At 67.1% G+C, this 24,768-nt stretch carries 25 protein-coding genes; 6 read left to right on the top strand and 19 right to left on the bottom strand.

Translation table 11 applies throughout. The annotated features are described in order from the left end of the window. Positions 1-27 precede the first annotated feature (27 nt). From BLV60_RS10285 to BLV60_RS10250, 8 genes are all read right to left on the bottom strand, one after another. Positions 28-1,065, bottom strand: coding sequence for a dipeptide ABC transporter ATP-binding protein (locus BLV60_RS10285; protein ID WP_093053969.1), 1,038 nt, complete (start codon positions 1,063-1,065; stop codon positions 28-30). Then, positions 1,062-2,087, bottom strand: a complete 1,026-nt coding sequence (locus tag BLV60_RS10280) for an ABC transporter ATP-binding protein (RefSeq protein ID WP_093053967.1) — start codon at positions 2,085-2,087, stop codon at positions 1,062-1,064. Before BLV60_RS10280 ends, BLV60_RS10285 begins: the two co-directional genes overlap by 4 nt. Positions 2,088-2,104: 17 nt before the next feature. Next, positions 2,105-3,010 carry an ABC transporter permease subunit gene (locus tag BLV60_RS10275; RefSeq protein ID WP_093053965.1) on the bottom strand — a complete coding sequence of 302 codons (906 nt, stop codon included), beginning with the start codon at positions 3,008-3,010 and terminating at the stop codon, positions 2,105-2,107. Positions 3,011-3,014: 4 nt separating this feature from the next. Beyond that, complete coding sequence (locus BLV60_RS10270) at positions 3,015-4,019, bottom strand: ABC transporter permease subunit (protein WP_093053963.1); 1,005 nt, start codon at positions 4,017-4,019, stop codon at positions 3,015-3,017. 63 nt (positions 4,020-4,082) lie between these two features. Continuing rightward, positions 4,083-5,762 (bottom strand): long-chain-fatty-acid--CoA ligase, encoded by a 1,680-nt coding sequence (locus BLV60_RS10265; protein WP_093053961.1) that lies wholly within the window; start codon positions 5,760-5,762, stop codon positions 4,083-4,085. Positions 5,763-5,864: 102 nt separating this feature from the next. Beyond that, positions 5,865-7,289 carry an NAD(P)(+) transhydrogenase (Re/Si-specific) subunit beta gene (locus BLV60_RS10260; protein WP_093053959.1) on the bottom strand — a complete coding sequence of 475 codons (1,425 nt, stop codon included), beginning with the start codon at positions 7,287-7,289 and terminating at the stop codon, positions 5,865-5,867. After that, the gene (locus BLV60_RS10255) at positions 7,286-7,618 is read right to left on the bottom strand and encodes an NAD(P) transhydrogenase subunit alpha part 2 (protein WP_093053957.1); all 333 of its coding nucleotides are present in this window, start codon (positions 7,616-7,618) and stop codon (positions 7,286-7,288) included. Before BLV60_RS10255 ends, BLV60_RS10260 begins: the two co-directional genes overlap by 4 nt. A 20-nt stretch (positions 7,619-7,638) precedes the next feature. Next, entirely contained in the window at positions 7,639-8,769 is a 1,131-nt protein-coding gene (locus tag BLV60_RS10250; protein WP_093053955.1) for a Re/Si-specific NAD(P)(+) transhydrogenase subunit alpha, read from the bottom strand. A 441-nt stretch (positions 8,770-9,210) separates the two neighbouring features. On the opposite strand from BLV60_RS10250, the gene BLV60_RS10245 reads away from it, so the two are divergent. The 3 genes from BLV60_RS10245 to BLV60_RS10235 all read left to right on the top strand — a co-directional run bounded on the left by BLV60_RS10245 (position 9,211) and on the right by BLV60_RS10235 (position 10,947). Continuing rightward, positions 9,211-9,924 carry a response regulator transcription factor gene (locus BLV60_RS10245; RefSeq protein ID WP_093053953.1) on the top strand — a complete coding sequence of 238 codons (714 nt, stop codon included), beginning with the start codon at positions 9,211-9,213 and terminating at the stop codon, positions 9,922-9,924. Positions 9,925-10,000: 76 nt separating this feature from the next. Then, a complete protein-coding gene (locus BLV60_RS10240) occupies positions 10,001-10,435 on the top strand; it encodes a DUF4019 domain-containing protein (protein WP_093053951.1) in 435 nt (144 codons plus the stop codon). 23 nt (positions 10,436-10,458) lie between these two features. After that, positions 10,459-10,947 carry an NUDIX hydrolase gene (locus BLV60_RS10235; protein ID WP_093053949.1) on the top strand — a complete coding sequence of 163 codons (489 nt, stop codon included), beginning with the start codon at positions 10,459-10,461 and terminating at the stop codon, positions 10,945-10,947. Between the two features lies 1 nt (position 10,948). Here the strand turns inward: BLV60_RS10235 and mnmA are convergent, their stop codons facing one another. After that, a complete protein-coding gene (mnmA, locus tag BLV60_RS10230) occupies positions 10,949-12,049 on the bottom strand; it encodes a tRNA 2-thiouridine(34) synthase MnmA (protein WP_093053947.1) in 1,101 nt (366 codons plus the stop codon). 145 nt (positions 12,050-12,194) lie between these two features. Here mnmA and BLV60_RS10225 point away from each other — a divergent pair, with 145 nt between their 5' ends. Next, positions 12,195-13,922 carry a long-chain-fatty-acid--CoA ligase gene (locus tag BLV60_RS10225; RefSeq protein WP_093053945.1) on the top strand — a complete coding sequence of 576 codons (1,728 nt, stop codon included), beginning with the start codon at positions 12,195-12,197 and terminating at the stop codon, positions 13,920-13,922. A gap of 3 nt (positions 13,923-13,925) precedes the next feature. Here BLV60_RS10225 and BLV60_RS10220 read toward each other — a convergent pair whose 3' ends face one another. The 5 genes from BLV60_RS10220 to BLV60_RS10200 are packed head-to-tail and all read right to left on the bottom strand — an operon-like array spanning position 13,926 to position 19,700. Beyond that, the gene (locus BLV60_RS10220; RefSeq protein WP_093054262.1) at positions 13,926-14,921 is read right to left on the bottom strand and encodes an LLM class flavin-dependent oxidoreductase; all 996 of its coding nucleotides are present in this window, start codon (positions 14,919-14,921) and stop codon (positions 13,926-13,928) included. Between the two features lie 45 nt (positions 14,922-14,966). Further along, positions 14,967-16,649: an FxLYD domain-containing protein gene (locus tag BLV60_RS10215; protein ID WP_093053943.1), complete on the bottom strand. Its 1,683-nt coding sequence runs from the start codon at positions 16,647-16,649 to the stop codon at positions 14,967-14,969. A gap of 45 nt (positions 16,650-16,694) precedes the next feature. Then, entirely contained in the window at positions 16,695-17,291 is a 597-nt protein-coding gene (locus BLV60_RS10210) for a hypothetical protein (protein WP_093053941.1), read from the bottom strand. A gap of 13 nt (positions 17,292-17,304) precedes the next feature. After that, the gene (locus tag BLV60_RS10205) at positions 17,305-19,098 is read right to left on the bottom strand and encodes a VanW family protein (protein ID WP_256328947.1); all 1,794 of its coding nucleotides are present in this window, start codon (positions 19,096-19,098) and stop codon (positions 17,305-17,307) included. Next, complete coding sequence (locus tag BLV60_RS10200; RefSeq protein WP_093053937.1) at positions 19,095-19,700, bottom strand: DUF6891 domain-containing protein; 606 nt, start codon at positions 19,698-19,700, stop codon at positions 19,095-19,097. Before BLV60_RS10200 ends, BLV60_RS10205 begins: the two co-directional genes overlap by 4 nt. Positions 19,701-19,975: 275 nt before the next feature. On the opposite strand from BLV60_RS10200, the gene BLV60_RS10195 reads away from it, so the two are divergent. Further along, positions 19,976-20,665, top strand: coding sequence for a hypothetical protein (locus tag BLV60_RS10195; RefSeq protein WP_176928766.1), 690 nt, complete (start codon positions 19,976-19,978; stop codon positions 20,663-20,665). A gap of 85 nt (positions 20,666-20,750) precedes the next feature. Here BLV60_RS10195 and BLV60_RS10190 read toward each other — a convergent pair whose 3' ends face one another. Next, positions 20,751-21,131 carry a helicase SNF2 gene (locus BLV60_RS10190; protein WP_093053935.1) on the bottom strand — a complete coding sequence of 127 codons (381 nt, stop codon included), beginning with the start codon at positions 21,129-21,131 and terminating at the stop codon, positions 20,751-20,753. A gap of 251 nt (positions 21,132-21,382) precedes the next feature. Here BLV60_RS10190 and BLV60_RS10185 point away from each other — a divergent pair, with 251 nt between their 5' ends. Beyond that, entirely contained in the window at positions 21,383-21,859 is a 477-nt protein-coding gene (locus BLV60_RS10185) for a DUF6314 family protein (RefSeq protein WP_093053933.1), read from the top strand. 1 nt (position 21,860) lies between these two features. Here BLV60_RS10185 and BLV60_RS10180 read toward each other — a convergent pair whose 3' ends face one another. From BLV60_RS10180 to BLV60_RS10165, 4 genes are read right to left on the bottom strand one after another with little or no spacing between them, the layout of a single operon-like run. Continuing rightward, positions 21,861-22,454: a biotin transporter BioY gene (locus tag BLV60_RS10180; RefSeq protein WP_093054258.1), complete on the bottom strand. Its 594-nt coding sequence runs from the start codon at positions 22,452-22,454 to the stop codon at positions 21,861-21,863. A gap of 31 nt (positions 22,455-22,485) precedes the next feature. Next, on the bottom strand, positions 22,486-23,079 hold the full coding sequence (locus BLV60_RS10175; RefSeq protein ID WP_093053931.1) for an energy-coupling factor transporter transmembrane component T family protein: 594 nt from the start codon (positions 23,077-23,079) through the stop codon (positions 22,486-22,488). Beyond that, positions 23,072-23,818: an energy-coupling factor ABC transporter ATP-binding protein gene (locus BLV60_RS10170; RefSeq protein ID WP_093054256.1), complete on the bottom strand. Its 747-nt coding sequence runs from the start codon at positions 23,816-23,818 to the stop codon at positions 23,072-23,074. Before BLV60_RS10170 ends, BLV60_RS10175 begins: the two co-directional genes overlap by 8 nt. Before the next feature lie 42 nt (positions 23,819-23,860). Further along, entirely contained in the window at positions 23,861-24,697 is an 837-nt protein-coding gene (locus BLV60_RS10165; protein ID WP_093053929.1) for an isocitrate lyase/PEP mutase family protein, read from the bottom strand. Positions 24,698-24,768: the final 71 nt, after the last annotated feature.

The raw sequence follows: 24,768 nt of genomic DNA, 5'->3' as shown, positions 1-24,768 counted from the left end.
CTTGAGACACGGTTGAAAAAGCGAACGTTAAGGGTTCGTCGCCATCGCGATGGCGGCGGAGGGAACATCGGCGCGCACGAGCGGCGCACCGTCGAGAAACTTCTCGGAGAAGTGGCAGGCCACCAGCCGCTCGTCGAGCATGCGCAGCAGCGGCCGCTCTTCGTGGCAGCGCGGCGCCACGTGCGGGCAGCGCGTGCTGAACACGCAGCCCGAAGGCGGATTCAGCGGCGACGGCAGCTCGCCCTTGAGCACGATGCGCTGGCTGCTCAGGCCCGGCGTCGAGGCCAGCAGCGCCTGCGTGTACGGATGCAGCGGCCGCGCGAAGATGCGCGACTTGGGGCCCTGCTCCACCGCGTGCCCGAGGTACATCACGAGCACGTCGTGCGCGATGTGCCGCACCACGCCGAGGTCGTGCGAGATGAAGAGATACGCCAGCCCCAGCTCGGCCTGCAGGTCGGCCAGCAGGTTCAGCACCTGCGCCTGGATCGACACGTCGAGCGCCGACACCGGCTCGTCGGCCACCAGCAGGCGCGGGCTCAGCATCAGCGCGCGCGCAATGGCGATGCGCTGGCGCTGGCCGCCCGAGAACATGTGCGGATAGCGGTTGGCGTACTCGGGCCGCAGGCCCACGCGCGCGAGCATGTCGCGGGCCTTGGCGGCGCGCTCCGACTTGCCCATGGTGGTGTTGATGGCCAGCGGATCTTCGAGCACCGTCGAGATCTTCTTGCGCGGATTGAGCGAGCCGTAGGGGTTCTGGAACACCAGCTGCACAGCCTGGCGCAACTCGCGCTTGCGCTCTGGCGGCGGGTTCACCGCGTCGGCGCCGACCAGCGTGAGCTGGCCTGCGGTGGGCTTTTCGATCAGCGCGACCATGCGCGCCAGGGTCGACTTGCCGCAGCCCGATTCGCCGACCACGGCCAGCGTGCGCCCGCGCTCGATGCGGAACGAGATGTCGCCCACCGCGCGCAGGTGCGACGGCGCGCGGAACAGACCGCGGCGGATGTCGTAGGTGCGCTGGAGGTTGTTCGCCTCGACAACCACTTCAGTCGATGTGCTCTCGCTCATGACAGCACCTCGGCCGCCAGCTGCTTCGGCGGATCGCTCTCTATGGCCGCCTTGCGCCCCGGCTCGCCGAGCGGAAAGTGGCAGCGCACCTCGGCGCTCTGCCACTCGCGCAGCGCGGGCCGCACCTGGCAGGCACGCTCGGTGACGTAGCTGCAACGCGGCGCGAACAGGCAGCCTGCGGGCCTGTCGTGCACGCCGGGCACCACGCCGCTGATGGTGGCGAGCCGACCCTCGGGCGCGGCGCGCTCGGGCAGCGCAGCAAGCAGCGCCTCGGTGTACGGATGCTGCGGCGACGCGAAGAGCCGGTCGACGCGCTGGTGCTCCATCACCTGCCCCGCGTACATCACGGCAATGCGCTGCGCCATTTCGCTGACCACGCCCATGTTGTGCGTGATGAGCACCAGCGCCATGCCGCGCTCCTTCTGCAGGTCGCGCAGCAGGTCGAGGATCTGCGCCTGGATGGTCACGTCGAGCGCGGTGGTCGGCTCGTCGGCGATCAGCAGGCGCGGGTTGCAGGCGATGGCCATGGCGATCATCACGCGCTGGTTCATGCCGCCCGAGAGCTGGTGCGGATAGCTGCCCAGGCGCGACGACGCGGCCGGGATGCCCACCTGCTCGAGCAGCTCGGTCGCGCGCTTCTTCGCCTCGCGCTTGTCGAGCTTCAGGTGCAGTCGCAGCGTCTCCATCAGCTGGAAGCCGATGGTGAAGCAGGGGTTGAGGCTGGTGGTCGGCTCCTGGAAGATCATCGCGACCTCCTTGCCGACCAGCGCACGGCGCGCCTTGTCGGAAATGCCGAGCAGTTCCTTGCCCGCAAAGCGCATGTGGTCCGCACGCACGCGGCCCGGAAAGCCGACAAGGCCCATCAGCGCCATCATGGTGACGCTCTTGCCCGAGCCCGATTCGCCGACGATGCCGAGCACCTCGCCTTCTTCGAGCGTGAGACTCACGCCGTCGACCGCATGCAGCACGCCGCCCTGCGTGGGGAACTCGACGTGCAAATTCTTTATTTCAAGCAAAGGCATCTTTTCTTTCCTTTGCTTCAGCGCTTGAGCTTCGGGTCGAGTGCATCACGTAGACCGTCGCCCAGAAGATTGAAAGCCAGCACCGCCGCGAGGATCGCCATGCCCGGGAAGGTAACGACCCACCACGCGCGCAGCACGAACTCGCGCGCATCGGCCAGCATGGTTCCCCACTCGGGCGAAGGCGGCTGCGCGCCGAGCCCGAGGAAGCCGAGCGCCGCCGCATCGAGGATCGCGGTCGAGATGCCGAGCGAGGCCTGCACGATCAGCGGTGCGGCGCAGTTGGGCAGCACCTCGCTGAACATCAGGCGCAGCGTGCCGGCGCCGCTCACGCGCGCGGCGGTCACGTAGTCGCGCGAGACCTCGGCGATGACGGCGGCGCGCGTGATGCGCACATAGTGCGGCAGCACCACGATGGCCACCGCGAGCATTGCGTTGACCAGCCCCGGCCCGAGGATCGCGACGATCACGATGGCCAGCAGCAGGCTCGGCAGCGTGAGCACGATGTCCATCAGCCGCATGATCGCGATCTCGAGCACGCCGCGGAAGAAGCCCGCGATCAGCCCGAGCACCACGCCCACGACCACCGACAGCGCCACCACCGCGACGCCGATCGACAGCGACAGCCGCGCGCCGTACATCAGGCGCGAAAGAATGTCGCGCCCGATCGCGTCGGTGCCCAGCAGGTAGCTGACGGAGCCGCCCTGCTGCCACGCCGGCGGCTGCAGGAAGACGGCGCTGTTGGTTTCGTTCGGCGCGTGCGGTGCGATCCACGGCGCGAACAGCGCAACCAGCAGCAGGAAGACGATGGTGGCGAGCCCGATGACCGCGCCGCGGTTGGCCGAGAACGCCGTCCAGAACTCGCGCCACGGGCCGGGAGGGGCGGTGCTTTTCGCACCGGTGGAAATGGTTTGTGTCGAGGCCATGAGCTCAGCGCCGGATGCGGGGATTGATGACGCCGTAAGCCACGTCGACGAGCAGGTTCACCAGCATCACGATGCCGCCGAGCAGCAGCATGCCGCCCTGCAGTACCGGATAGTCACGTCGGCCGATGGCCTCGATGAGCCACTTTCCGACGCCGGGCCAAGAGAAGATGGTCTCGGTGAGGATCGCGCCCGTGAAGAGCACGCCCACCTGCAGCCCGATGACGGTCACGACCGGGATCAACGCATTGCGCAGCGCATGCAGCCCCACCACGCGAAAGCGCGACAGGCCCTTGGCGCGCGCGGTGCGGATGTAGTCCTCGCCCAGCACTTCGAGCATGGCCGAGCGCGTCATGCGCGCAATGACCGCAAGCGGCACCGTGCCGAGCACGATGGCCGGCAAGATGAGGTGGTGCAGCGCCGACCAGAAGGCATCGACGTCGCCGGCACGCAGCGAGTCGATCAGCAGGAAGCCGGTGTCGGGCTCGATGTAGTACTGCACCGCGATGCGCCCCGACACGGGCGTCCATCCGAGCTGCACCGAGAAGAACAGGATGAGCAGCAGCCCCCACCAGAAGATCGGCATCGAATAGCCGGTGAGCGATGTGGCCATCACGCCGTGGTCGAAGATGGAATTGCGCCGCACCGCCGCGAGAATGCCGGCCGGCAACCCCAGCAGCAGCGCGAAAAGAATGGCGCAGACCGCAAGCTCGACAGTGGCCGGGAAGAGCGCGAGGAACTCGCTCATCACCGTGTCCTGCGTGATGAGCGACTTGCCGAGGTCGCCGTGCAGCACGCGGCCGATGTAGATGCCGTACTGCACGATCACCGGCTTGTCGAAGCCGTAGGCGGTGCGCAGTTCGGCATGGCGCGCGGGGTCGATCCCGCGCTCGCCGGCCATGGTTTCAATGGGGTCGCCCGGCACGAGCCGGATGAGGAAGAAGGCGAGCAGTGTCATGCCGATGAAGGTCGGCACCAGCAGGCTCACACGGGTCAGTAGGAATCGAAACATCGACCCGCGAATATGCAAGATCGATGCCGTGGCCCTACCCGGGCCGAACCCTTACTTCAGCGCTTACTTCTTGGCGTCGCGCAGCTCGCGGCGAAGGATCTTGCCGACCGGCGTCTTCGGCATGTCGCTACGAAACTCTACGATTCGCGGCTGCTTGTAACCCGTAAGGTTTGCTCTGCAGTATTCGCGCACCTGCGCCTCGGTGAGCGAAGGGTCTTTCTTCACGATCACGAGCTTCACGGCCTCGCCGGTCTTGTCGTCGGACACGCCGACCGCCGCGCATTCGAGCACGCCCGGAATCAGTGCAACCACGTCTTCGATCTCGTTCGGGTACACGTTGAAGCCCGACACCAGGATCATGTCCTTCTTGCGGTCGACCACCTTGAAGTAGCCGCGCTCGTCGACCACGCCGATGTCGCCGCTCTTGAAGTAGCCGTCGGGCGTCATGACCTTGGCGGTCTCGTCGGGGCGCTGCCAGTAGCCGGCCATCACCTGCGGGCCCTTGATGGCGATTTCGCCGCGCTCGCCGGTCGGCACTTCGTTGCCGTCGTCGTCGAGCAGCTTGAGCCAGGTGCTCGGCAGCGGCAGGCCGATGGTGCCGGTGTAGGCGGTGCTGTTGGTCGGGTTGCAGGTGGTGGACGGCGAGGTTTCCGACAGGCCGTAGCCTTCGCAGATCGGGCAGCCGGTTTTCTCGAGCCAGAGCTTCGCGACCGCGGCCTGCACCGCCATGCCGCCGCCGACCGAGACCTTGAGGTTCTTCCAGTTGACGGTGTTGAAGTCGGGGTGGTTCGCCAGCCCGTTGAACAGCGTGTTGACGGCCGGGAAGCTGTGGATGGTGTGCTTCGACAGTTCCTTCAGCACGCCGGGAATGTCGCGCGGATTCGGAATCAGGATCAGCTTGCCGCCCGTGCGCATGTTCAGCATCATGCCGACCGTGAACGCGAAGATGTGATACAGCGGCAGCGCGCACACGCTGGTGGGTTGCTCGTTGGCCGGCACCTTGTTCATGACCGGCTCGTTCCAGGCCTCGGACTGCAGCACGTTGGCGATCACGTTGCGATGCAGCAGCACTGCGCCCTTCGACACGCCGGTGGTGCCGCCGGTGTACTGCAGCACCGCCACGTCGTCGGGGCCGATGGCCACGGGCTTGAGCGATGCGCTCGCGCCCTTGTCGAGCGCGTCGTTGAAGCGCACCGCGCCCGGCAGGTTGAACTGGGGCACCATCTTCTTGACGTTGCGCACCACGTAGTTGACGAGCGCGCCCTTCAGGAAACCGAGGCGGTCGCCCATGGAAGCCAGCACGATGTGCTTGACCGGCGTGGCCCCGATGCATTGCTGCAGCGTGGTGCCGAAGTTCTCCATGATGATGATCGCCTTCGCGCCGGAGTCCTTGAGCTGGTGCTCGAGTTCGCGCGGCGTGTACAGCGGGTTCACGTTGACCAGGATCAGCCCGGCGCGCAGGATGCCCGCAACCGAGATCGGGTACTGCGGGCAGTTGGGCATCATGACCGCCACGCGGTCGCCCTTGGCGAGGCCCAGGCCCTGCAGGTAGCCCGCGAAGGCCTTGCTCTGCCTGTCGGTTTCCGCGTAGCTGATGTCCTTGCCCATGAAGCTGTAGGCCGTGCGGTCTGCGTACTTCGTGAAGCTCTCTTCCATGAGCGCGACCAGCGAGGGGTACTGCGAGGCATCGATATCGGCGGGCACACCCTGCGGGTAGCTGCTGAGCCAGGGACGATCGGTCATTGGATTTGTCTCCTCCGGGAAGTCGGACTTGTTGAAAACGAAAACGGCGCTCGAAGTGGCGCCGCGAAGAACTCGCCCGCCGTGCGGGCAGGGACCTTCAGCCTATTCGATGGCCTTGCCCATATCTTCCACTACTTTTTTAGCATCGCCAAAGACCATCATGGTCTTGTCCATGTAGAAGAGCTCGTTGTCCAGCCCGGCATAACCGGCGGCCATGGAGCGCTTGTTCACGATGACGGTCTTGGCCTTGTAGGCCTCCAGGATCGGCATGCCGTAGATCGGGCTGCCCTTGGTGTGCGCGGCGGGGTTCACCACGTCGTTGGCGCCCAGGATGATCGCCACGTCGGCCTGGCCGAACTCGCCGTTGATGTCTTCCATCTCGAACACCTGGTCGTAGGGCACTTCGGCCTCCGCCAGCAGCACGTTCATGTGGCCGGGCATGCGGCCCGCCACCGGGTGGATCGCGTACTTCACGGTGATGCCCTTCTCGGTGAGCTTGGCCGCAAGTTCCTTCACCGCATGCTGCGCGCGTGCGACTGCAAGGCCGTAGCCCGGCACGATCACCACCGTCTCGGCATTGCCGAGCACGAAGGCCGCATCGTCGGCACTGCCGGTCTTCACCGGGCGCTGCTCCTTGGCCGCGCCGCCGGCCGTGGCCGCCTCGCCGCCGAAGCCGCCCAGGATCACGTTGAAGAACGAGCGGTTCATGGCCTTGCACATGATGTAGCTCAGGATCGCACCCGAAGAGCCCACCAGCGAACCGGCCACGATCAGCATCGCGTTGTTCAGGCTGAAGCCGATGCCCGCGGCCGCCCAGCCCGAGTAGCTGTTGAGCATCGACACCACCACCGGCATGTCGGCGCCGCCGATCGGGATGATGATGAGCACGCCCATCACGAAGGCCAGCGCCAGCATCGCGAAGAAGGCCGGCCAGCTTTCGGTGAAGACGAACACCAGGCCCAGGCCGATGGTGGCCAGGCCCAGCACGAGGTTCAGCATGTGCTGGCCCGCGAACTGCACCGGCGCGCCCTGGAACAGGCGGAACTTGTACTTGCCCGAGAGCTTGCCGAAGGCGATGACCGAGCCGCTGAAAGTAACGGCGCCAATGGCCGCTCCCAGGAACAGTTCGAGCCGGTTGCCGCTCGGGATCGGGTCGCCCTTGATCGCGATGCCGAAGGCATGCGGCTCGGCCACTGCGGCCACCGCGATGAACACCGCGGCCAGGCCGATCATGCTGTGCATGAAGGCGACCAGCTCGGGCATCTTGGTCATCTCGACCTTGTTGGCCATGTAGGCGCCAAGGCCGCCGCCGAGCACCAGCGCGACCAGCACGTAGCTCAGCCCGTTGAGGTTGCCGCTGGCAAGCTTGTAGATCAGCGCGCCGGTGGTCAGCACGGCGATTGCCATGCCGGTCATGCCGAAGATGTTGCCGCGGATCGAGGTGGTCGGATGGCTCAGGCCCTTGAGGGCCTGGATGAAGCAGATGCTGGCAACGAGGTACAGCAGCGTGACGAGGTTCATGCTCACTTGGCGGCTCCCTCTTCAGCCTTCGGTGCGACGGCCTTCTTTTCTTTCTTCTTGAACATCTCCAGCATCCGCCGCGTGACGAGGAAGCCGCCGAAGACGTTCACCGCGGCCAGCGCCACGGCCAGCACGCCCATGGTCTTGCCCAGCGGCGTGTCGGTGAGTGCGGCCGCCAGCATGGCGCCCACGATCACGATGGCCGAGATGGCGTTGGTCACTGCCATCAGCGGCGTGTGCAGCGCTGGCGTGACGGTCCACACGACGTGGTAGCCGACGTAGATGGCCAGCACGAAGATGATCAGGTTGATGACTGTGTGCGAAACGATGTCCATGTTCTTCTCCTCGGCGGGCGTTATTTCTTCGTGACCTGGCCGTCTTGCGTGACGCGGCAGGCGGCGACGATGTCGTCCTCGAGGTCGATCTTCAGCGCGCCCTCCTTGGTGACGATGAGCTTGAGAAAGTCAAGCACGTTGCGCGCGTAGAGCGCCGAGGCATCGGCCGCCACGAGCGCAGCGAGGTTGGTTTCACCGACGATGGTCACGCCGTGCTTCACCACCGTCCTGTCGGCTTCCGACAGCGGGCAGTTGCCGCCCACGCCGTCCGCGCCCTTGCCTGCGGCGATGTCGACGATCACCGAACCCGGCTTCATCGACTTGACCATGTCCTCGGTGATGAGGGTCGGCGCGGCACGGCCCGGAATGAGGGCAGTGCTGATGACGACGTCGGCCAGCGCCACGCGCTTGGCGACTTCGACCTGCTGGCGCGCGAGCCAGCTCGGGGGCATCGGCTTGGCATAGCCGCCGACGCCGACCGCGGCTTCTTTTTCTTCATCGGTGTCGTACGAGACTTCGATGAACTTGCCGCCGAGCGATTCGATCTGCTCCTTGACGCTGGGGCGCACGTCGGATGCCTCGATGACGGCACCCAGGCGCTTGGCCGTGGCGATGGCCTGCAGGCCCGCCACGCCCACGCCGAGGATGACGACGCGCGCGGCCTTCACCGTGCCGGCCGCCGTCATGAGCATCGGGAAGAAGCGCTGGTACTTGTCGGCCGCGATCATCACGGCCTTGTAGCCGGCGATGTTGGCCTGCGACGAGAGCACGTCCATGCTCTGGGCGCGGGTGGTACGCGGTGCGGCTTCGAGCGCGAACCCGACGACGCCTGCAGCCGCCAGGCGCTGCAGGCCGGCCGCGTCGAAGGGATTGAGCATGCCGATGACCACGGCGCCGGACTTCAGCAGCGCGGTTTCGGCATCGGTGGGCGTGCGCACCTTGAGCACCATGTCGGCGGAGAAGGCCCCGGCCTGGTCGGTGATCTCGGCGCCTGCGGCCTGGTACGCGGCATCGGTGACGCTGGCTGCAACGCCGGCCCCCGACTGCACCCGTATGGAGTGCCCTGAAGCGACCAGTTTTTTCACCGTCTCAGGTGTAACAGCCACGCGGGTTTCGCCAGCCAGTGTCTCGGCGGGCACGCCTATCAGCATAGAGATCTCCTCAGAGCAAGGGGGCACAGGGAATGCGGGCAGAGCTTACAGCAAGATTACAGCCGCCCGCCGTCGCCAAAACGCTCTGTGGTTTTGACCCCAAAGTGCCGATGAATGCTGTCGGCATCGCTATTCAATTGATAGCAAATTCGGGTATTCGATAGCCGCCTCGCGAAGACCGCGGCACGTGTCCAACCTCGCGCCGGCCGGACTCCAGGCGGTTTGTCCAGCGAGAAGTTGTCGATGGCCGCCCATAACGCCTTCCACTCAGGATCTCGATTTGTATTCAACTGCCGTTAACTTCGTTAACAAGTGAACTGAAAACCTCGATTTGCGTGCATTAGTTGCAATTCAAAAACTTTACGTTAGTCGCAGATAGATACACTTCAGCCCAATCGCCAGTTCACAGAGACTGACGAAGGGGAGGAAGAAGGGGATGGAATGCGAATCGCGGTACTCAATGACGGTGTAGATCAATTCAAGCGAATCAATCGAACCATGGCGGCACTCGAGCACGAGTGCCATCCCTACACGGAAGGAAAAGCGCTGTTGCAGGCAATGCGCCGGCAGACCTTCGACCTGCTGATACTCGACTGGAACCTGTCCGATATGGAGGGCCCGGACGTGGTGAGGTCCATCCGTCACGAACTCAACAGCCGGCTTCCCATTCTTTTCGTGACCGACAAGCGTGACGAGGCGGACATGGTCGAAGGCCTCAACGCGGGCGCGGACGACTTCATGGTCAAGCCCACCCGTGCCGGCGAACTCGAAGCGCGTGTGAACGCGCTGCTGCGCCGGTCCTACCCGGCCCAGCACGAGATGGAACTGGTCTTCGGCCCTTACCACTTCTATCCGCCCTCGCGCGTTCTGAAGGTTCGCGGCGTGCAGGTCGAGCTGAAGAACCGGGAGTACGAGCTCGCGCTGTTCCTGTTCCAGAACGTCGGGCGACTGCTTTCGCGGGAGCACCTGCACGAGGCCGTCTGGGGCCTTGGCATCGAGGCGCTGTCGCGCTCGCTCGACACCCATGTCTCGCGCCTGCGAACCAAGCTCGACCTGCGCCCCGCAAACGGCTTCCTGCTGCTGGCCATCTACGGCCTGGGCTACCGGCTGGAAACAATCGAAGCCGATGCCCTGTCCAGCATCAGCGCGCGCTGAGTCGGGAATCTCCGGCACGCTACAGTCTCCAACGGCACCCCGCCGTCATGTGCTTGCGCCACAAGGAATGAGACGAATGAATTCGATGATCCGGTTGCTGCTCGCCGCCACGTTGTTCTGGAGCTGGTTCAGCCCGGCCGCTGCGCAGGAGGTCGAAGCCAGCGACATGGTGCGCGGCGGCATGCTGGCGATCCAGATGATCGACCAAGGCAAGGCCGGCGAACTGTGGGACGGCGCCACCCCGGCCACCCGCAAGCGCGTGACACGCGCCGACTTCACCAGCCAGGTCGCCAGGAGCCGCGCCCCAATTGGCGCACCGCAGATGCGCACCTGGGTGGCGGTCAATCGCCAGGTCGTGGCCGACCCGGACGGTGAAACGGCCGGGCAGTACGTCAGCGTCGAATACGAGACCCGCTTCACGAACAAGCCTGACGGCACGCTGCGCGAACTCGTGAGCTTTCACCTCGACAGCGACCGCGTCTGGCGCTTCAGCGGCTACGTGCTGAAATAAGCGCCCAAAACACGGTAAATCCCATGGCAGGCCCGCGCTGGAAACCCAACGTCACCGTGGCTGCGGTAATCGAGCGCGACGGGCGCTTCCTGCTGGTCGAGGAGCAGACCAGCGACGGCCTGCGGCTCAACACACCCGCAGGCCACCTGGACCCTGGCGAATCCCCAGCCGAGGGCTGCGCGCGCGAAACCCTCGAAGAAACAGCCCATCATTTCACGCCAACAGCGCTCATCGGCGTCTATATGGCGCGTTCCCGGCCGCTGGCCGAGCGCGGCGAAGACACCACCTATATGCGCTTTGCCTTCACAGGCGTCCTGGGTGCATTCGAAGAAGGCCGACCGCTCGACGAAGGCATCGTGCGCACCATCTGGATGACGGCGGACGAAATCCGCGCCAGCGTGGCGCGGCATCGCAGCCCGCTGCTGCTGCAGTGCATCGAAGACCATCTGGCCGGCAAGCGCCACCCGCTGGACCTGATCCACGTCGACGAATCGGTGCGGTCGTCGCCCTGAATCAGACGATGACGCCGCCGCCAAGGCAGCGTTCGCCGTCATAGAGCACGGCCGACTGCCCCGGCGTCACAGCCCACTGCGGCTCGCCGAAGCGCAAGCCGAACGCAGCGGCATCACCAGCCTCCATCTCGCAAGCCGCATCGGCCTGCCGGTAGCGCGCCTTCGAGCCGTAGCCGCCCGGCACCGGCGCCTCGCCGGAGACCCAGCTCGCATCGTCCGCCTTCAGCACCGACGACAGCAGCCACGGATGGTCGTGCCCCTGCACCACCCACAGCGTGTTCTTCTCGACGTCCTTGCGCGCCACGAACCACGGCGAGTGGTCACCCGAGCCGCGCTGCGCGCCCTTCTCCTTCACACCACCAATGCCCAGCCCCTGCCGCTGCCCCAGCGTGTAGAAGCTCAGCCCCTGGTGCTCGCCCAGCTCGCGGCCGCGGTCGTCCTTGATCGGGCCCGGCTCCTTGGAGATGTAGCGGTTGAGGAAATCGCGGAACGGCCGCTCGCCGATGAAACAGATGCCGGTCGAGTCCTTCTTCTTCGCGTTGGGCAGGCCGATTTCCTCGGCGATGCGGCGCACCTCGGTCTTGTGCAGCTCGCCCACCGGGAACAGCGTCTTCGACAGCTGCGCCTGGTTCAGGCGGTGCAGGAAGTAGCTCTGGTCTTTCGAGGGATCGAGCCCCTTCAGCAGCTCGTGCTTGCCGGTGGCCTCGTTCAGGCGCACGCGCGCATAGTGCCCGGTGGCGATCTTCTCAGCGCCCAGCCGCATGGCGTGGTCGAGAAAAGCCTTGAACTTGATCTCGGCGTTGCACAGCACGTCGGGGTTCGGCGTGCGGCCGGCCTTGTATTCGCGCAGGAACTCGGCGAACACGCGGTCCTTGTAGTCGGCCGCGAAGTTGACGTGCTCGATCTCGATGCCCAGCACGTCGGCCACGCTGGCGGCGTCCACGAAGTCGATGTTCGACGAGCAGTATTCGCTGTCGTCGTCGTCTTCCCAGTTCTTCATGAAGATGCCGACCACCTCGTGCCCCTGCTGCTTGAGCAGGTGCGCCGTGACCGCGGAGTCCACTCCGCCGCTCAGTCCCACCACGATCCGTTGCTTTGCCATAAGCCCGCCATTGTCCCAGCCCGGCGGTAGGGGCTTCCCGTGTGTGGGAAATCGGGAAAACCCCTGTCGCCGGCTTGTCAGCTACCGCCCCACGATGCGAAAGGCCGGCGCTAAAGTGCCGCAAAGCACAGCGGAGACAAGACGCATGGCCACCCCCTCCCCCGCCGCCCTTTCCGGCGACAACACCCCCTGGACACGCGCCTACCCACCCGGCATGCGCTGGGACGCCGAACTGCCCGTGAAGCCGGTGCAGCAGATGCTCGACGAGGCCGTCGAGCGCTGGCCCGACCACTCCGCCGTCGAGTTCATGGGCCAGGCCATCACCTACCGCCAGCTCGGCGCCGCGGTCGACCGTGCCGCCAAGGGCCTGCAAGACCTGGGCGTGAAGCCCGGCGTGCACGTCGGCCTCTACCTGCCCAACACGCCTCACTACCCGATCGCCTTCTTCGCCGTGCTGAAGGCCGGCGGCACGGTGGTGAACTACTCGCCGCTCGACGCCGAGCGCGTGCTGGCCCACAAGATCGAGGACAGCCGCACCGACATCCTCATCACGCTGGACCTCGTCAACCTGTACCCGCAGATGGCGCGCCTGCTCGACAACTCGCGCCTGCAAAAGCTGGTGGTCGGCAGCCTCGGCGACTACGGCGCGATGGGCGGCAAGGTGCAAGCCCAGCTGCAGGGCGCCGGCCAGATCGCTCCCGTGCCCGCCGACGATCGGCATGTGCGCTTCACCGAGCTGCTGAAAAGCGAAGGCACGCACAAGGCCCACCCGCTCGGCGACCTCGCCGAAGAAATCGTGGTGTTGCAGTACACCGGCGGCACCACCGGCCTGCCCAAGGGCGCGATGCTCACGCACGCCAACCTCACGTCGGCCTCGGCGCAGTATTACGAGTCGACCAAGGGCGATCCGCCCATCCTGGCCGAAGGGGCGGAACGCTTCCTGGTCGTGCTGCCGCTCTTTCACATCTTCGCGCTCAGCGCCGCGATGCTGCTCGGCGTGCGCCTGGGCGCGGCGCTGGTGCTGCACACGCGCTTCGATGTCGACGCGGTGATGAACGAGCTCGCGGCCAGCAAGATCAGCGTGTTCCCCGGTGTGCCGACGATGTACACCGCGATCCTCGCGCACCCCAAGGCCAAGGAGATGGACCTGCGCTCGCTCAAGTTCTGCGGCTCTGGCGGCGCGCCGCTGCCGGTGGAGGTGGAGCAGCGCTTCTTCGAGCTCACCGGCTGCCACCTCAACGAAGGCTGGGGCATGACCGAGACCTCGCCCGTGGGCACCTTCACGCCCGCACGCGGCGTGCGCAAGGCGGGCTCGTGCGGCATGCCGCTGCCGCAGGTGCGCATCAAGCTCGTGAGCCTTGACGATCCGGCGAAGGACGTCACCGCGTTCGGCGAGCCGGGCGAACTGTGCATCAAGGGCCCGAACGTGATGAAGGGCTACTGGAACAACCCGAAGGCAACCGCCGAGTCGATGACGGCCGACGGCTATTTCCGCAGCGGCGACGTCGCGAAGATGGACGCCGACGGCTACTTCTACATCGTCGACCGCACCAAGGACATGCTGCTGTGCGGCGGCTACAACGTCTACCCGCGCGTGCTGGAAGAAGCGGTGTACGAGCACCCCTCGGTGGCCGAGGTGTGCGTCATCGGCATCCCCGACGAGTACCGCGGCCAGTCGCCCAAGGCCTTCGTGAAGCTGAAGGAAGGCGCGGGCGAACTGACGCTCGATGCGCTCAAGGCCTTCCTGAAGGACCGCCTCGGCAAGCACGAGATGATCGGCGCGCTGGAGATCCGGCCAGAGCTGCCCAAGACCGCCGTAGGCAAGCTCTCGAAGAAGGACCTCGTGGACGAGGAAGCCCGCAAGCGGGCCTGAGCTTTACTGCTTCGGCGCCTGTCCGAACGCGTTGGCCAGCAGCTCATAAGAGCGCAGCCGGGCAGCGTGGTCGAACACCTGCGAGGTGATCATGAGTTCGTCGGCACCGGTGCGCGCGACGAACGCTTCCACGCCCTTCTTCACCGTCTCGACCGAACCCACCGCGGAGCACGACAGCACCGAGTCGAGCAGCGCGTTCTCCGCGGGCCCGACCTTCTGACGATAGTTTTCCACCGGCGGCGGCAGGCGCCCCGGCCGGCCGCTGCGCAGGTTCACGAAGGCCTGCTGCCACGAGGTGGCGCGGAACTCGGCCTCTTCATCGGTGTCGGCCGCGAACACGTTGAAGCCCAGCATCACATACGGCTTCTGCAGCTGTGCCGACGGCTTGAAGGTCTCGCGATAGATCTGGATGGCCTGCATGATCTGCTGCGGCGCGAAGTGCGAGGCAAAGGCGTAGGGCAGCCCCAGGTGCGCCGCGAGCTGCGCGCCGAAGGTGCTGGAGCCGAGGATCCACACCGGCACTTCGAGCCCCGCGCCGGGCACGGCCCGCACCGGTTGCTGCGGCGTCTTCGACATGAAGTCCATCAGCTCGATCACGTCCTGCGGAAACTGGTCCGCGTCCGATTCGAGGTTGCGCCGCAAGGCCCGCGCGGTGCGCTGGTCGGAGCCGGGCGCGCGCCCCAGGCCCAGATCGATGCGCCCCGGGTACAGCGATTCCAGCGTGCCGAACTGCTCGGCAATCACCAGCGGCGAATGGTTCGGCAGCATCACGCCGCCTGCACCGATGCGGATGGTGGAAGTGCCCGCCCCTACATGCGACAGCAGCACGGCAGTGGCCGCGCTCGCAATGCCCGGCATGCCGTGGTGCTCGGCCAGCCAGTAGCGCGTGTAGCCCAGCTTCTCGCCATGCTGCGCCAGCGAGAGCGAGTTGCGGAACGACTGCGCGGCGTCGCTGCCCTCGGTGATCGGGGAAAGGTCGAGGATCGATAACGGAATCATGGCCGCGATCATGGCGCGAACCGCCCAACGCCGTCGCCCGAGGGGCTATTCGGTTTGGTATAGCGTCGTCACGCTCGCGAAGTCGCGGCCGTTCTGCTCCACGTTCACCTGGAACGGCACGCTCTCGCCCGGCGCGATGGCCGGCAGGTTCTCCACCAGCTTGAAGCCCGTGAGCTGCCCGTTGCGGTCGCGCAGGCTGACCCACAGCCGCACCTTGCCGACGATGCCCGTGCCCGGGTTCTTCACGCTGCCCGTGACTTCCACGCTCTTGTAGGTAAAGCGCTGGCTGAAGTTGAGCAGCACGCTGCCGGTTTCGGCCTTGGTGCCCGTCACCTTCACCTCCAGCGGCTTGCGCGGACCCGGCAATGCCGCGCGGCGCATCGGCTTCCATTCGACGCGAGTCGCGGTGATGCGCTCCATGTCCTCGGGCTCGAGAAAGATCGGAAAGCGCTCGCCCGGATAGAGGTACGCCAGCCCCGTGATGTTCGTAGTGCCATGCGCCTTGCTGCCGCTGAAGCGCGAGATCACGCCGCCCGGCGCGAGCACCACTGCATCGGTGCTGCGGTTCACCAGCTCGCCCAGGAACAGCCGCTGCTGGATGTTGTTGCGCCCGTCCACCAGCGGGAGCAGTTCGAGTTGCTTGTCGTCGAAGCGCTCGCTGTCGTCGGCAAGCAGGTCGTCGGTGCCCAGGCGCAGCTCGGGGTTGAAGGACTCGGGGCCGCCCACCGTGCGGATCACGCGGTCGGCGTTCAGCACCGGCGTGCGCGTGCCCGACGACTCGACCGTGCTGTAGCCGATGCGGTAGTCCCATGCCGCGATGGCCGTCGCGCGGCCGAAGCGCGCGATGCTCACGTCCATCGAAGTCCGCGTGCCCGGCTGGATCTCGTTGGCCTGCCCGTAGCCGTGGCCGAAGCCGATCACCTGCCCCGCGTCGTCGTACAGCGTGACCAGCACCTCGAAGCCGCCAAGCACCGTGGCGTCCTTGCGGTCGTTGGCGATGCGGCCCACCAGCCGCACGCGCTCGCCCTGCTGGATGAGCCGCACGCGCGAGAAGGCCATGCGCGGCCCCTGCACCGCGCTGTAGGGCTCGGCCAGCTTCTGCACGCGTAGCTCCTGCCGAGTGACGTTCTTGCCGCTGGGCATGTCGATCAACACGGGCGCACTTTCGCCGGGCTCCAGCACGGACACCGGCAGCATCTCGCTGCGCTCGTCGAGCTTGCTGTCGCCGTCGTAGTACGTGGCGCGAATGCCCGCGCGCGACAGCGACTTGCCGGTTTCGTTGCGCGCCACCACCAGCAGCTTGGGCATGGCCGAACTGCCGCGGCCCACCAGCACCTGGCGCGGCTCGTTGAGCTTCAGGCCATCGACGGGAATGGTGCGGTCGACCGCAGCGGCCACCACGGACCGCGGTGCACCGGATGCGGCGTCGCGGGAATCGAAGAGAAACAACCCGACCACGCGAAACACCAGCACCACGCCCAGCAGGATGGCTATGGCTATGCCGACCTTGCGCAGCATCAGCTTCTGCCTCAGCGCCTCTTCAGCCGCGAGCCGGCGGCCGGCTTCGTTCTTCACCTGGTTGAGCACGCGCTCCAGCCGGTCGGACACGTTGTCTTCCACCAGCGTGACCGAGCCGCAGTGGTCGCAGGTGTATTCGTTGAGGCCGGTGCGCTTGAGCACGCTGCTGCCGCATTCGCCGCACTTGAGCGTCTGGAGGTCGATGGTCATTGAAGTGCTGCTCCCGTATTGTTTTTCCTGCGGCGCGCCAGCTGACTACCAGTCGAACAGGTCCGCGATGTCGCCTGCCTCGCTGGCGCCAATCAGCGGCGTGAGCCGCTCGATCAGGCGCGCGCGGTGCACCGGGTTGACGGAATCGTCGTCCATGAAGATGTCCTCGCCCGCCTCGTCCCACACTTGGCCGATAGTGCCGAGGCACGCGGCCATCTCGAGGATGCCGGCAAAGATCGGTGCATCGTCTTTCCACACACCCTCGCCATGCCGGGCGAACTGTATCGCGCCTGTGTTCAGGTCGAAGATGAAGGGGTCCGCGCCCTGGTCGGCCACCACCAGCCAGTGATCGGGCCAGTCGGCAATGCGCTCGCCGGTGATGCCGTGCCAGCGGTAGCCGGCCTGCAGCTCCCACAGGCGCGCGAGCGTCGGAATGCTGAAGGGGTTGCCGGCGGTCGGCACCGTGAGGCCCGCATGGCCCACGCGGTCGTTGATCCACTCGCCGAGCGGGCCGACCTGTGCGTAGAAGGTTTCTATGGCGGCCGGCAGAGGGATCTCTCCGCGCCAATGCTCGGCGGTGGATTGCGGCGCCAGCGCGCCATGGGAAGCCAGCGCCGCGCGGGCCTGTTCGATCGATGCCATCTGTCCTCTCCGTTCAGGGGATGCAAGCAGCCTGCAATGCGGCGCGCAGGGCCTCGACGTCGCCCGGTGCTACCTCGCGCACGCCGGTCAAGCCTGCGAGGCCGCATGCGGTCGAGGCCACCACGGGCACCCCGGCTGCCACAGCGCGCAGCACCGCGCGCGGTGCGTGCTCGACGTGCGCGGGCAGCACGACGACGCTGGCGCCGACCAGCCAGTCGCCTTGCCAGTTCATGTGTTCGATGTGCGCGATGCCGCGCCAGAGCTGCGCGTCATCCGAAGGCGAGCCCAGCACGCGCAGCCGGTACGGCCAGCCTTGCAGCGCCGCGGCAAGTTCGCGCGCACCCTTGCGTGCCAGTGCGCTTGCGGCGAACACGACGAGCGACGGCCCCCTGCGTTCGATGAAAGCAACAGCCTTGACCGGGGGCAGCATCCAGTCGAGCTGCGTCAATGCTGCTTGCGGTGCCAGCTTGGCGAGCTGCCGGGCGACATCTGCATGCGGCGTGACCACGGCCTTCGCACGGGCAAGCGCCAGCGTCTCGGCGCGCACCAGCGACGGATCTGCGCGGAAGTCGCGCAGCGTTGCGTCACCGGGCCAGTACCGGGCCGCGGCATCGAGCCGCTGTTCGATTTCGGCCATCGGCAACGCGCTGGCCAGCACGGTGACGCGGCGCCCGTCGAGCGCACCGATGCGCTGCAGGTGCGGCAGCAGTGCCTGCTCGACCACCAGCTCCGTGTACTCCGGCGTCAGGCGGCTTGCCAGGGCGCGCGCAAGCCAGCGTTGGCCGTCGATCAGGCTCGCCTGCCGCCGGCCTGCATGCCGCGCCCAGAGCCTCTGCCACAGCGCGCGGCGCAGGCTCACGGCCCACAGTGTCTGCGCGGGCACTGCCGTCTCACGGTGCCAGCCCGTCGCGGGCAGACGCCAAAACGCAAGCCGCAGCGGCGCCGGCTGCAGGCGCTGCGCGTGTGGATGTTCCTCGCGCAGGTAGCGGGCGAACTCCGGCGTCCAGCCATCGACCAGCACCGCCGCGCGGCCCTCGGGGCCGACGTCGACCTGCGGACGATGGCGAAAGCACGCGGTCTGTTCGCAACTCAGGCAACCGCGCGCCAATGGCAGTGCTGCGCCCGCGTCGTCATACGTTCGGCGCAGCACGACTGGCGCAGCCGGTGCCGCCAGCGCAGAACGCGCGCGGATGCGCAGCACCAGTTCGCTGTCGGTCAATTCCACTTCGAGCCGCCACGCATGCTTTGCGCGCAGCTTGAGATCGACGTAGTTCCAGAACACCGTCGCATCGACCGCGTCACCGTCGGCCGCGTCGGCCTGCTCGATGCGCGCCGTGTGCCCATGGCGCTCGACCAGTTCGAAGCCCGCACGCACCGCCACGGTGGCGAGCGCGTTCGACAGCTGGCAGAGCCCGCCGGCCAGCGTCGGCACCACGCAGCCGCCGCGCAGCTCGCGGCCCTGCACGAAGCCGCGCCATGCGCCCGGCCGCCCCAGCTGGCGCCAGAAGCTCAGCACTTCGCCTGCCGGCACCTCGATGGCATCGAAGGCACGGCGCGCCACGCGCAGGTTCTGCACCTTGCCGGCCACGAGCGGAAATTCTTCGGCGCGGCCGTCGGACCACAAGGGAGTGCGGTATTGCGCGAGCACCGGCGCGTCGGCCAGTGCGCTGTCGCCGCCGTGCCAGCGCCGGGCCGAAGGCCGCAGCGTCTCGCGCAACGCATGGGCCGTGGCCAGCAGCCGCGAGCGCAGCCAGAAATCGATCGCGTCGATGCGGCGCGGCGGCTGCCAGGCCTGTTGCACGCTCACGCGGAGGGGCCGCGCTTGCGCCATTGGCCGAGGTCGGCTTCGATGCGCTGGTCGATGTTGCCGCTCCATTGCACGCCGAAGCCGGCCGCACGCAGCAGCTCGGCGATGCGATGGCCCACCACCACGGTGTTGGCTTCGCGCTGCTCGATCTCGGGGATCATGCCGCCGCTGAAGGCCAGGTGCAGGCGGCCGGTGCGCACCGCCGCATCGAGGTCTTGCGCGTGATAGAAGCAGCAGCCGCGAATACCCGAGTCCATGCGGCCCGCGGCGCGCCATTGCTCGCGCACGTCGTCGTGGCCATCGGCGAGCGTGTTGCCTGCGCGGTGCAGCGCAATGATCTTTTCGCTGCGCAGCTGCGCGAACACGGCTTCGAGCCGGTCGTATTCGGTCTGCGCGGGCCACCCGGCCTCGGCCGCGCGCTTGGCGGCGCATGCACTTGCGGCCTCGGCCTTGACCCAGGCCCGGTCTTCGGCGGTGATCTCATCGGGATCGAGGTACTCGTCGGTGATCAGCCATTCGACATCGGCGTCGGGATAAAAGCCGCTCCACACCAGGTCGTGGATGCGTCCGCGCGTGTCTTCGGGGTCGAGAGTAAGGGCCATGCGTGTTGGGTTGCCGCCTCGGCTGCAACGGGATCATGCTTTCTTTTTTCCTGACGGAAGCGTGCTCGTATTTTCACCCGGCCGCACCACGATGACGCACTAATGCGAAAGCATGAAGACTTGCGGCCACCCCTTCCGCGCCGCGCAATCATGAAGGATGCGCCGTGGCAAGGCAATGCGCCTTTTGGCGAAGGCGGCTCCGCCACATGGCCGGGAGCCGCACCGGCGTGGTGCTGCCTGCTTGCTACGCGACTGGCTATGCTCGGTGGCTCTTCATGCTGCAGCGCCATTCATCCATCGACCCGATCGCCCAGCCGGACGACGAAAGGCTGCCCACCGAATGGACCTCGCGCGCGCCGCAGGCCACGGAACGCGCGCCGAAGTCGGCCGCCGACTGGGCCGCGTGGCTGGTCGCGCTCGCGGTGCTGGTGTTCATGGCGGTCTTCGGCTTGCGGGCAATGACCTGGGCGCTGGCCGGTGGCTGGCAATGGCTCTGGCTGGCGGTGGGGCTGCCGTTCTTCGGAGTCTTCTCGGTGTCGGCGGTGCTGCTCGTCGTCGCGAGGCTGCGCGAGCGCCGCCGGGTGCGCGTGGCGCTTGAAGGCATGTCGCTGGAGCGCGGGGAAGGCTTTCGCGTCAGCGAGCCGTTCGAACTGCGGCTGCGCGCGACGGTGCCCATTGCGCGGGAAGGCGAACGCACAGTGGCGCCGGAACGCATCGTCATGCGGCTGATGCGACGGTCCTTCGTCGGTGCGCCCGATGGCACGCTGTCGCTGATCGATGAGTGCTGCGATGAAGCCGTCGCGTCCCGGGAGGATGCGCGGGCAGGAAGGCTGCTCTATGCCTGCGAACTCAGCGCAGGCTCCGGATACGGCGACGCCGCGCAATGGTTCGTCGAACTGCACGACCCGACCGACGACGACGCGCCCTTCCTCATCGCCGCGCTGCGGCTGCTGCCCGCGCGCTGACCAGGCGCAGCAAGCCAGACGCAAAAAGGCCGGGCCATGCATCGCATGGCCCGGCCTTTTGTCTCAGCCCCTGTCGGGGGAGTGATTACAGCGGCAGTGCGTCACCGCGAGCGGCAGCGCGGGCTGCGGCACGCACCGCGGCGCGGTCCACCGTGCTTGCCACGACCGGTGCGACACCAGCGGCAGCGCCTTCGGCATACGGGTCAGCGCTGTGTGCAGCGGCAACCGCATCGGCGCGAACGGCGGCACGGCTGGTCGTCGAGACGATCACGCGAGCGGGGCCTGCGTCGGCACCGGTGGCGTAGGGGTTGGCGCTATGGGCTGCAACCACGGCCTGGCCGGCAACGTCGGCGCGGCTGGCGGCCGAGGTCACTTGGTGCACGCCTTCATACGTTTCAGCGTGTGCAGCACCGGCAGCGGCCAGCAGGGCGATGGAGATAGCGGAGAGGAGCTTAGAGGCGGTCATTTGGATGTCCTTCAATTCGTTTCAGTTCTTTGGATGATTTCGAACCGGTCTTGGGTGGGTCACCGTCCCTCCGGGGGCGGCCACCTCGCTCGGGGCCCTGTTCACCCAGATCGGCTTTGGGGCCGGTCTGTGAGATGAATTGTGCGCCGTTATCTAAGTAAAAACCCTTAGAGAAAAGAACCACGGCGTTCACGAAGTGGAAACAATCAGCTGCTCCAAAGGGAGATCAGGGCTTGTCGTAGAGTCTTTGCATGAGCGCGCCGGCCCCTGCCTTTCCACCCCCGCCCCCCTGGGGCACTGCGGACACTGTCTTCGACAGGCTGGTGGGCGCATGGGACCTGGAACGAACCATCGAGGGCCAGGCCTCCATGACCGGCACAGCCGTGTTCACGCCGCTCGAGACAGGGATGCTGAAGTACCGCGAAGAGGGCCGGATCCGCCTTGCCGACGGCAAGGAATTCGACGGCCACCGCGAATACCTCTTCGAACGCGCTCCGGGCGGCTTCGTGGTGCACTTTGCCGAAACCCCGCAGCGCCTGTTCCACGCCATCGGCATCGTGCGCGACGGCGATGCGCTCGCCGGTTCGGCCACGCACCTGTGCACGCCCGACACCTACGACAGCAGCTACCGCTTTCTGGCGGACGGCTCCTTCACCATCCGCCACACGGTCCACGGCCCGCGCAAGGACTACCTCTCGGCCACCGTGTTCAGGCGACGCGGCAAGTAGCTCAGTCGCGGTCGAGCCGCCAGCCCGGCATGCCGCGCATCACCGTCTGCACGAGCATCGCGCAGATGCCGCACTTGATCAGGTCGCCGGGAATGAACACCAGCATGGCCAGCGCGGCCTGCGGCAGCGACATGTGGGCGATCAACGAAAGCCCGACGATGCCGAAGCCGTAGACCACGACGATCCCGCCGACCACCGACGACACAAAAGCCGCAACCAGCAGCCCCACGCCCGTGGCCCCGGCCATGCGACGCACGGCAAGGCGCATCAGCAAGCCACAGGCAAAGGCCCCGAACATCCAGCCGAACAGGAAGCCCCCGGCCGGCGCCACGAACACGCTCAGGCCGCCACGGCCGCCGGGCAGCAGCGGCAGGCCCAGCGCCACTGCGAGCAGGAACAGCGCAATCGCCAGGAAGCCGCGGCGCGGCCCGAGCAGGCAGCCCGCCAGCATCACGCCCAGCGACTGCAGCGTGATCGGCACGCCGAACGGCAGGTCGATCTTCGGGATCAGGCCGAACACCGCCATCAGCGCTGCGAACAGCGCGATGTACGACAGGGAGCGGGACGAAGTGAGGGAGCCTGAAGTGGTGGTCATGGCAATCGCAATCGAGAAAAAGGAAGGAAGCTCAGCGCCCGAGCCGCGCGGCGAGCGCATCGGCCACGCGCTCCGCCGTCTGCAGCGTGCGGATGGTCAGCGGCGCCAGCAGCCGCAGGCCGCCGCCGTGGCCTGAACGCGCGCGGTAGGCGTCGTCGAGGCGCTGCCACTGCACATAGAAATTTTCGGCGAAGCGCAGCATCAGGCCAAGGCCCAGTGCGATCCGCTCGGTCGGCACGCCAAGGCGCTGCAGCGGATGCAGCACCGCTTCGAGCACCGCCAGCAGGTCTTCGAAGCGCGTGGTCAGCGTGAGCATCAGCGCAAGCGTCGCCGCGCTGGCAAGGCGCAATGCGCTGGCCACGCCGAGCGGGGTCGTGCCCATCGCCCAGTGGAAGCCGACGATCAGCCCGCCAGCGACCGCCACGCCGACCAGCATGCGCACCCGGCGCCACGCAGGTGGCCCGAGCGAGACGAAGATAAGCAGCACCACCGCACAGGCAACGGCCAGATGCACCGGCCGCTCGACCAGCACCAGCAGCGTGCCGCACACCGACAGCACCGCGAGCTTGACCCACGCCGCCATCGCATGCATCCACGTCGGCTGCTCCGAATAGAGGCTACGCATGGCGACCCCGCTCTGCCGCAGCGCGCTCGCGCACGTTCTCGGCATAGGCCTCGCACACTTCGCGGCCCGGCCCGTCGGCGCGCACCTTGCCCTGTTCGAGCCACAGCACGCGTTCGAAGTCGTAGACGTGTTCGAGCAGGTGCGTGGACACGAGGATCTGGTGGTCGCTCGCCTCGAGCTGCGCGGCCAATCGCGCCTGGCTCAGCAGGTCGAGGCTGGCAAAGGGCTCGTCGAGCAGCAGCGTGGCGGGCTCGCTGATCTGCAACGCCAGCAGGCACACCTGCTGGCGCTGACCCTGGCTCAGCTCGCTCACGGCGCGCCCGGCCCAGGCTTCGAGCCCGCGCTGCGCAAGAAAATCGCGCGCCTGCTGCCGCGCCGCCTGCCGTGTTTCGCCGCGCGCCGTGAGGCTGAAGGCCAGTTCCTCGGCCACGGTCGGAAAAATGATCTGGTCGTCGGGGTTCTGGAACATCAGGCCCACGTGCTTCGACAGCTGCCTGCGGTCGGCCTGCGTGTCGCAGCCATGCACGACCACGCGCCCCTGCTGCGGCTGATCGAGTCCGCTGATGAGGCGGAACAGGCTGCTCTTGCCAGCCCCGTTGTCGCCGATCAGGCCAATGCGCGTCTCCTGCAGGCTGAGCGTCAGCCCCTCGAAGACATGCTGGTTGCCGCGCACCAGCGTCACCGCCTCGAGGCGGATGCTGTGCGGGGAGCTGGTTTCGGGCGGGGTCGGCTGCGGCAAGGGGCGCCCACTGTACCCGAACGCGCCCTGCATATGCGGGGCTCAGGCAGTGGCAGCAAAGAGCCCATTGATCTCTCCGACCGACAGCATGCCCTCGCCCATCGTGCCGAAGCGGCCATGCTCGAAGGCCTCCTTGGCGATGCGGTCCACAAGCCCCAGCGCCGACTGCAGCGGACCACAGCCCAGGCTGATGCGCCGCGCACCGGCGCGTGCGAGGCCATCGGCCGAGGGTGCGCCGGCATAGCCCGCGTACACGTTCACAGGCAGGCTCAGCGCGCCAGACAGCCGTTCGATCTCTTCGAGGCTGGACATGCCAGGCACGAAGATGCCGTCCGCACCCGCCGCCGCGTAAAGCTGTGCGCGGCGCAGCGCCTCTTCGAATCGTGCCACCGGGTCGTTCCAGGGCACGAAGTAGACGTCGGTGCGCGCGTTGATGAAAAAGCGCGCATCGAGCTTGCAGATGGCGGCGATGCGCTCGCACATCACCTCGGGCGCCGCCAGCTCGCGCGTGCCCGGCCGTGTGCCGTCCTCGATGTTGATGCCGGCCGCGCCCATGCCGATCAGCGCGCTTGCCACGTCGCCCACCGCCTGCGTGCTGTCGCCGTAGCCCTGTTCGATGTCCACGCTCACCGGCACTCCCGTCACGCGGCAGATGCGCTCGCAGGCTGCGATCAGCTCGCTGACGGGCATGCGCTCGCCGTCTGCGTAGCCAAGCGACCAAGCCATGCCTGCGCTGGTGGTGCCGATGGCCATCGCACCGGCGCGCTCGACGATGCGGGCGCTGGCGGCGTCCCAGGCGTTCACGAGAACCAATGGATCAGGGCCGGCGTGCAGCCGGTGAAAGGCATCTGTCTTCTGTTGCGCGTCGCTGGATCGCATGTCTGGTCGTTCCAAAGGAGTTGAAGGATGACCGCAGCCTAGACGCAATGCGCCGCCGGGACTTGGAAAAA

The sequence above is a fragment of the Variovorax sp. YR634 genome (genome assembly GCF_900106655.1).
Taxonomy (GTDB): Bacteria; Pseudomonadota; Gammaproteobacteria; order Burkholderiales; family Burkholderiaceae_C; genus Variovorax.
This window is presented reverse-complemented; position numbering and strand designations above follow the sequence as displayed.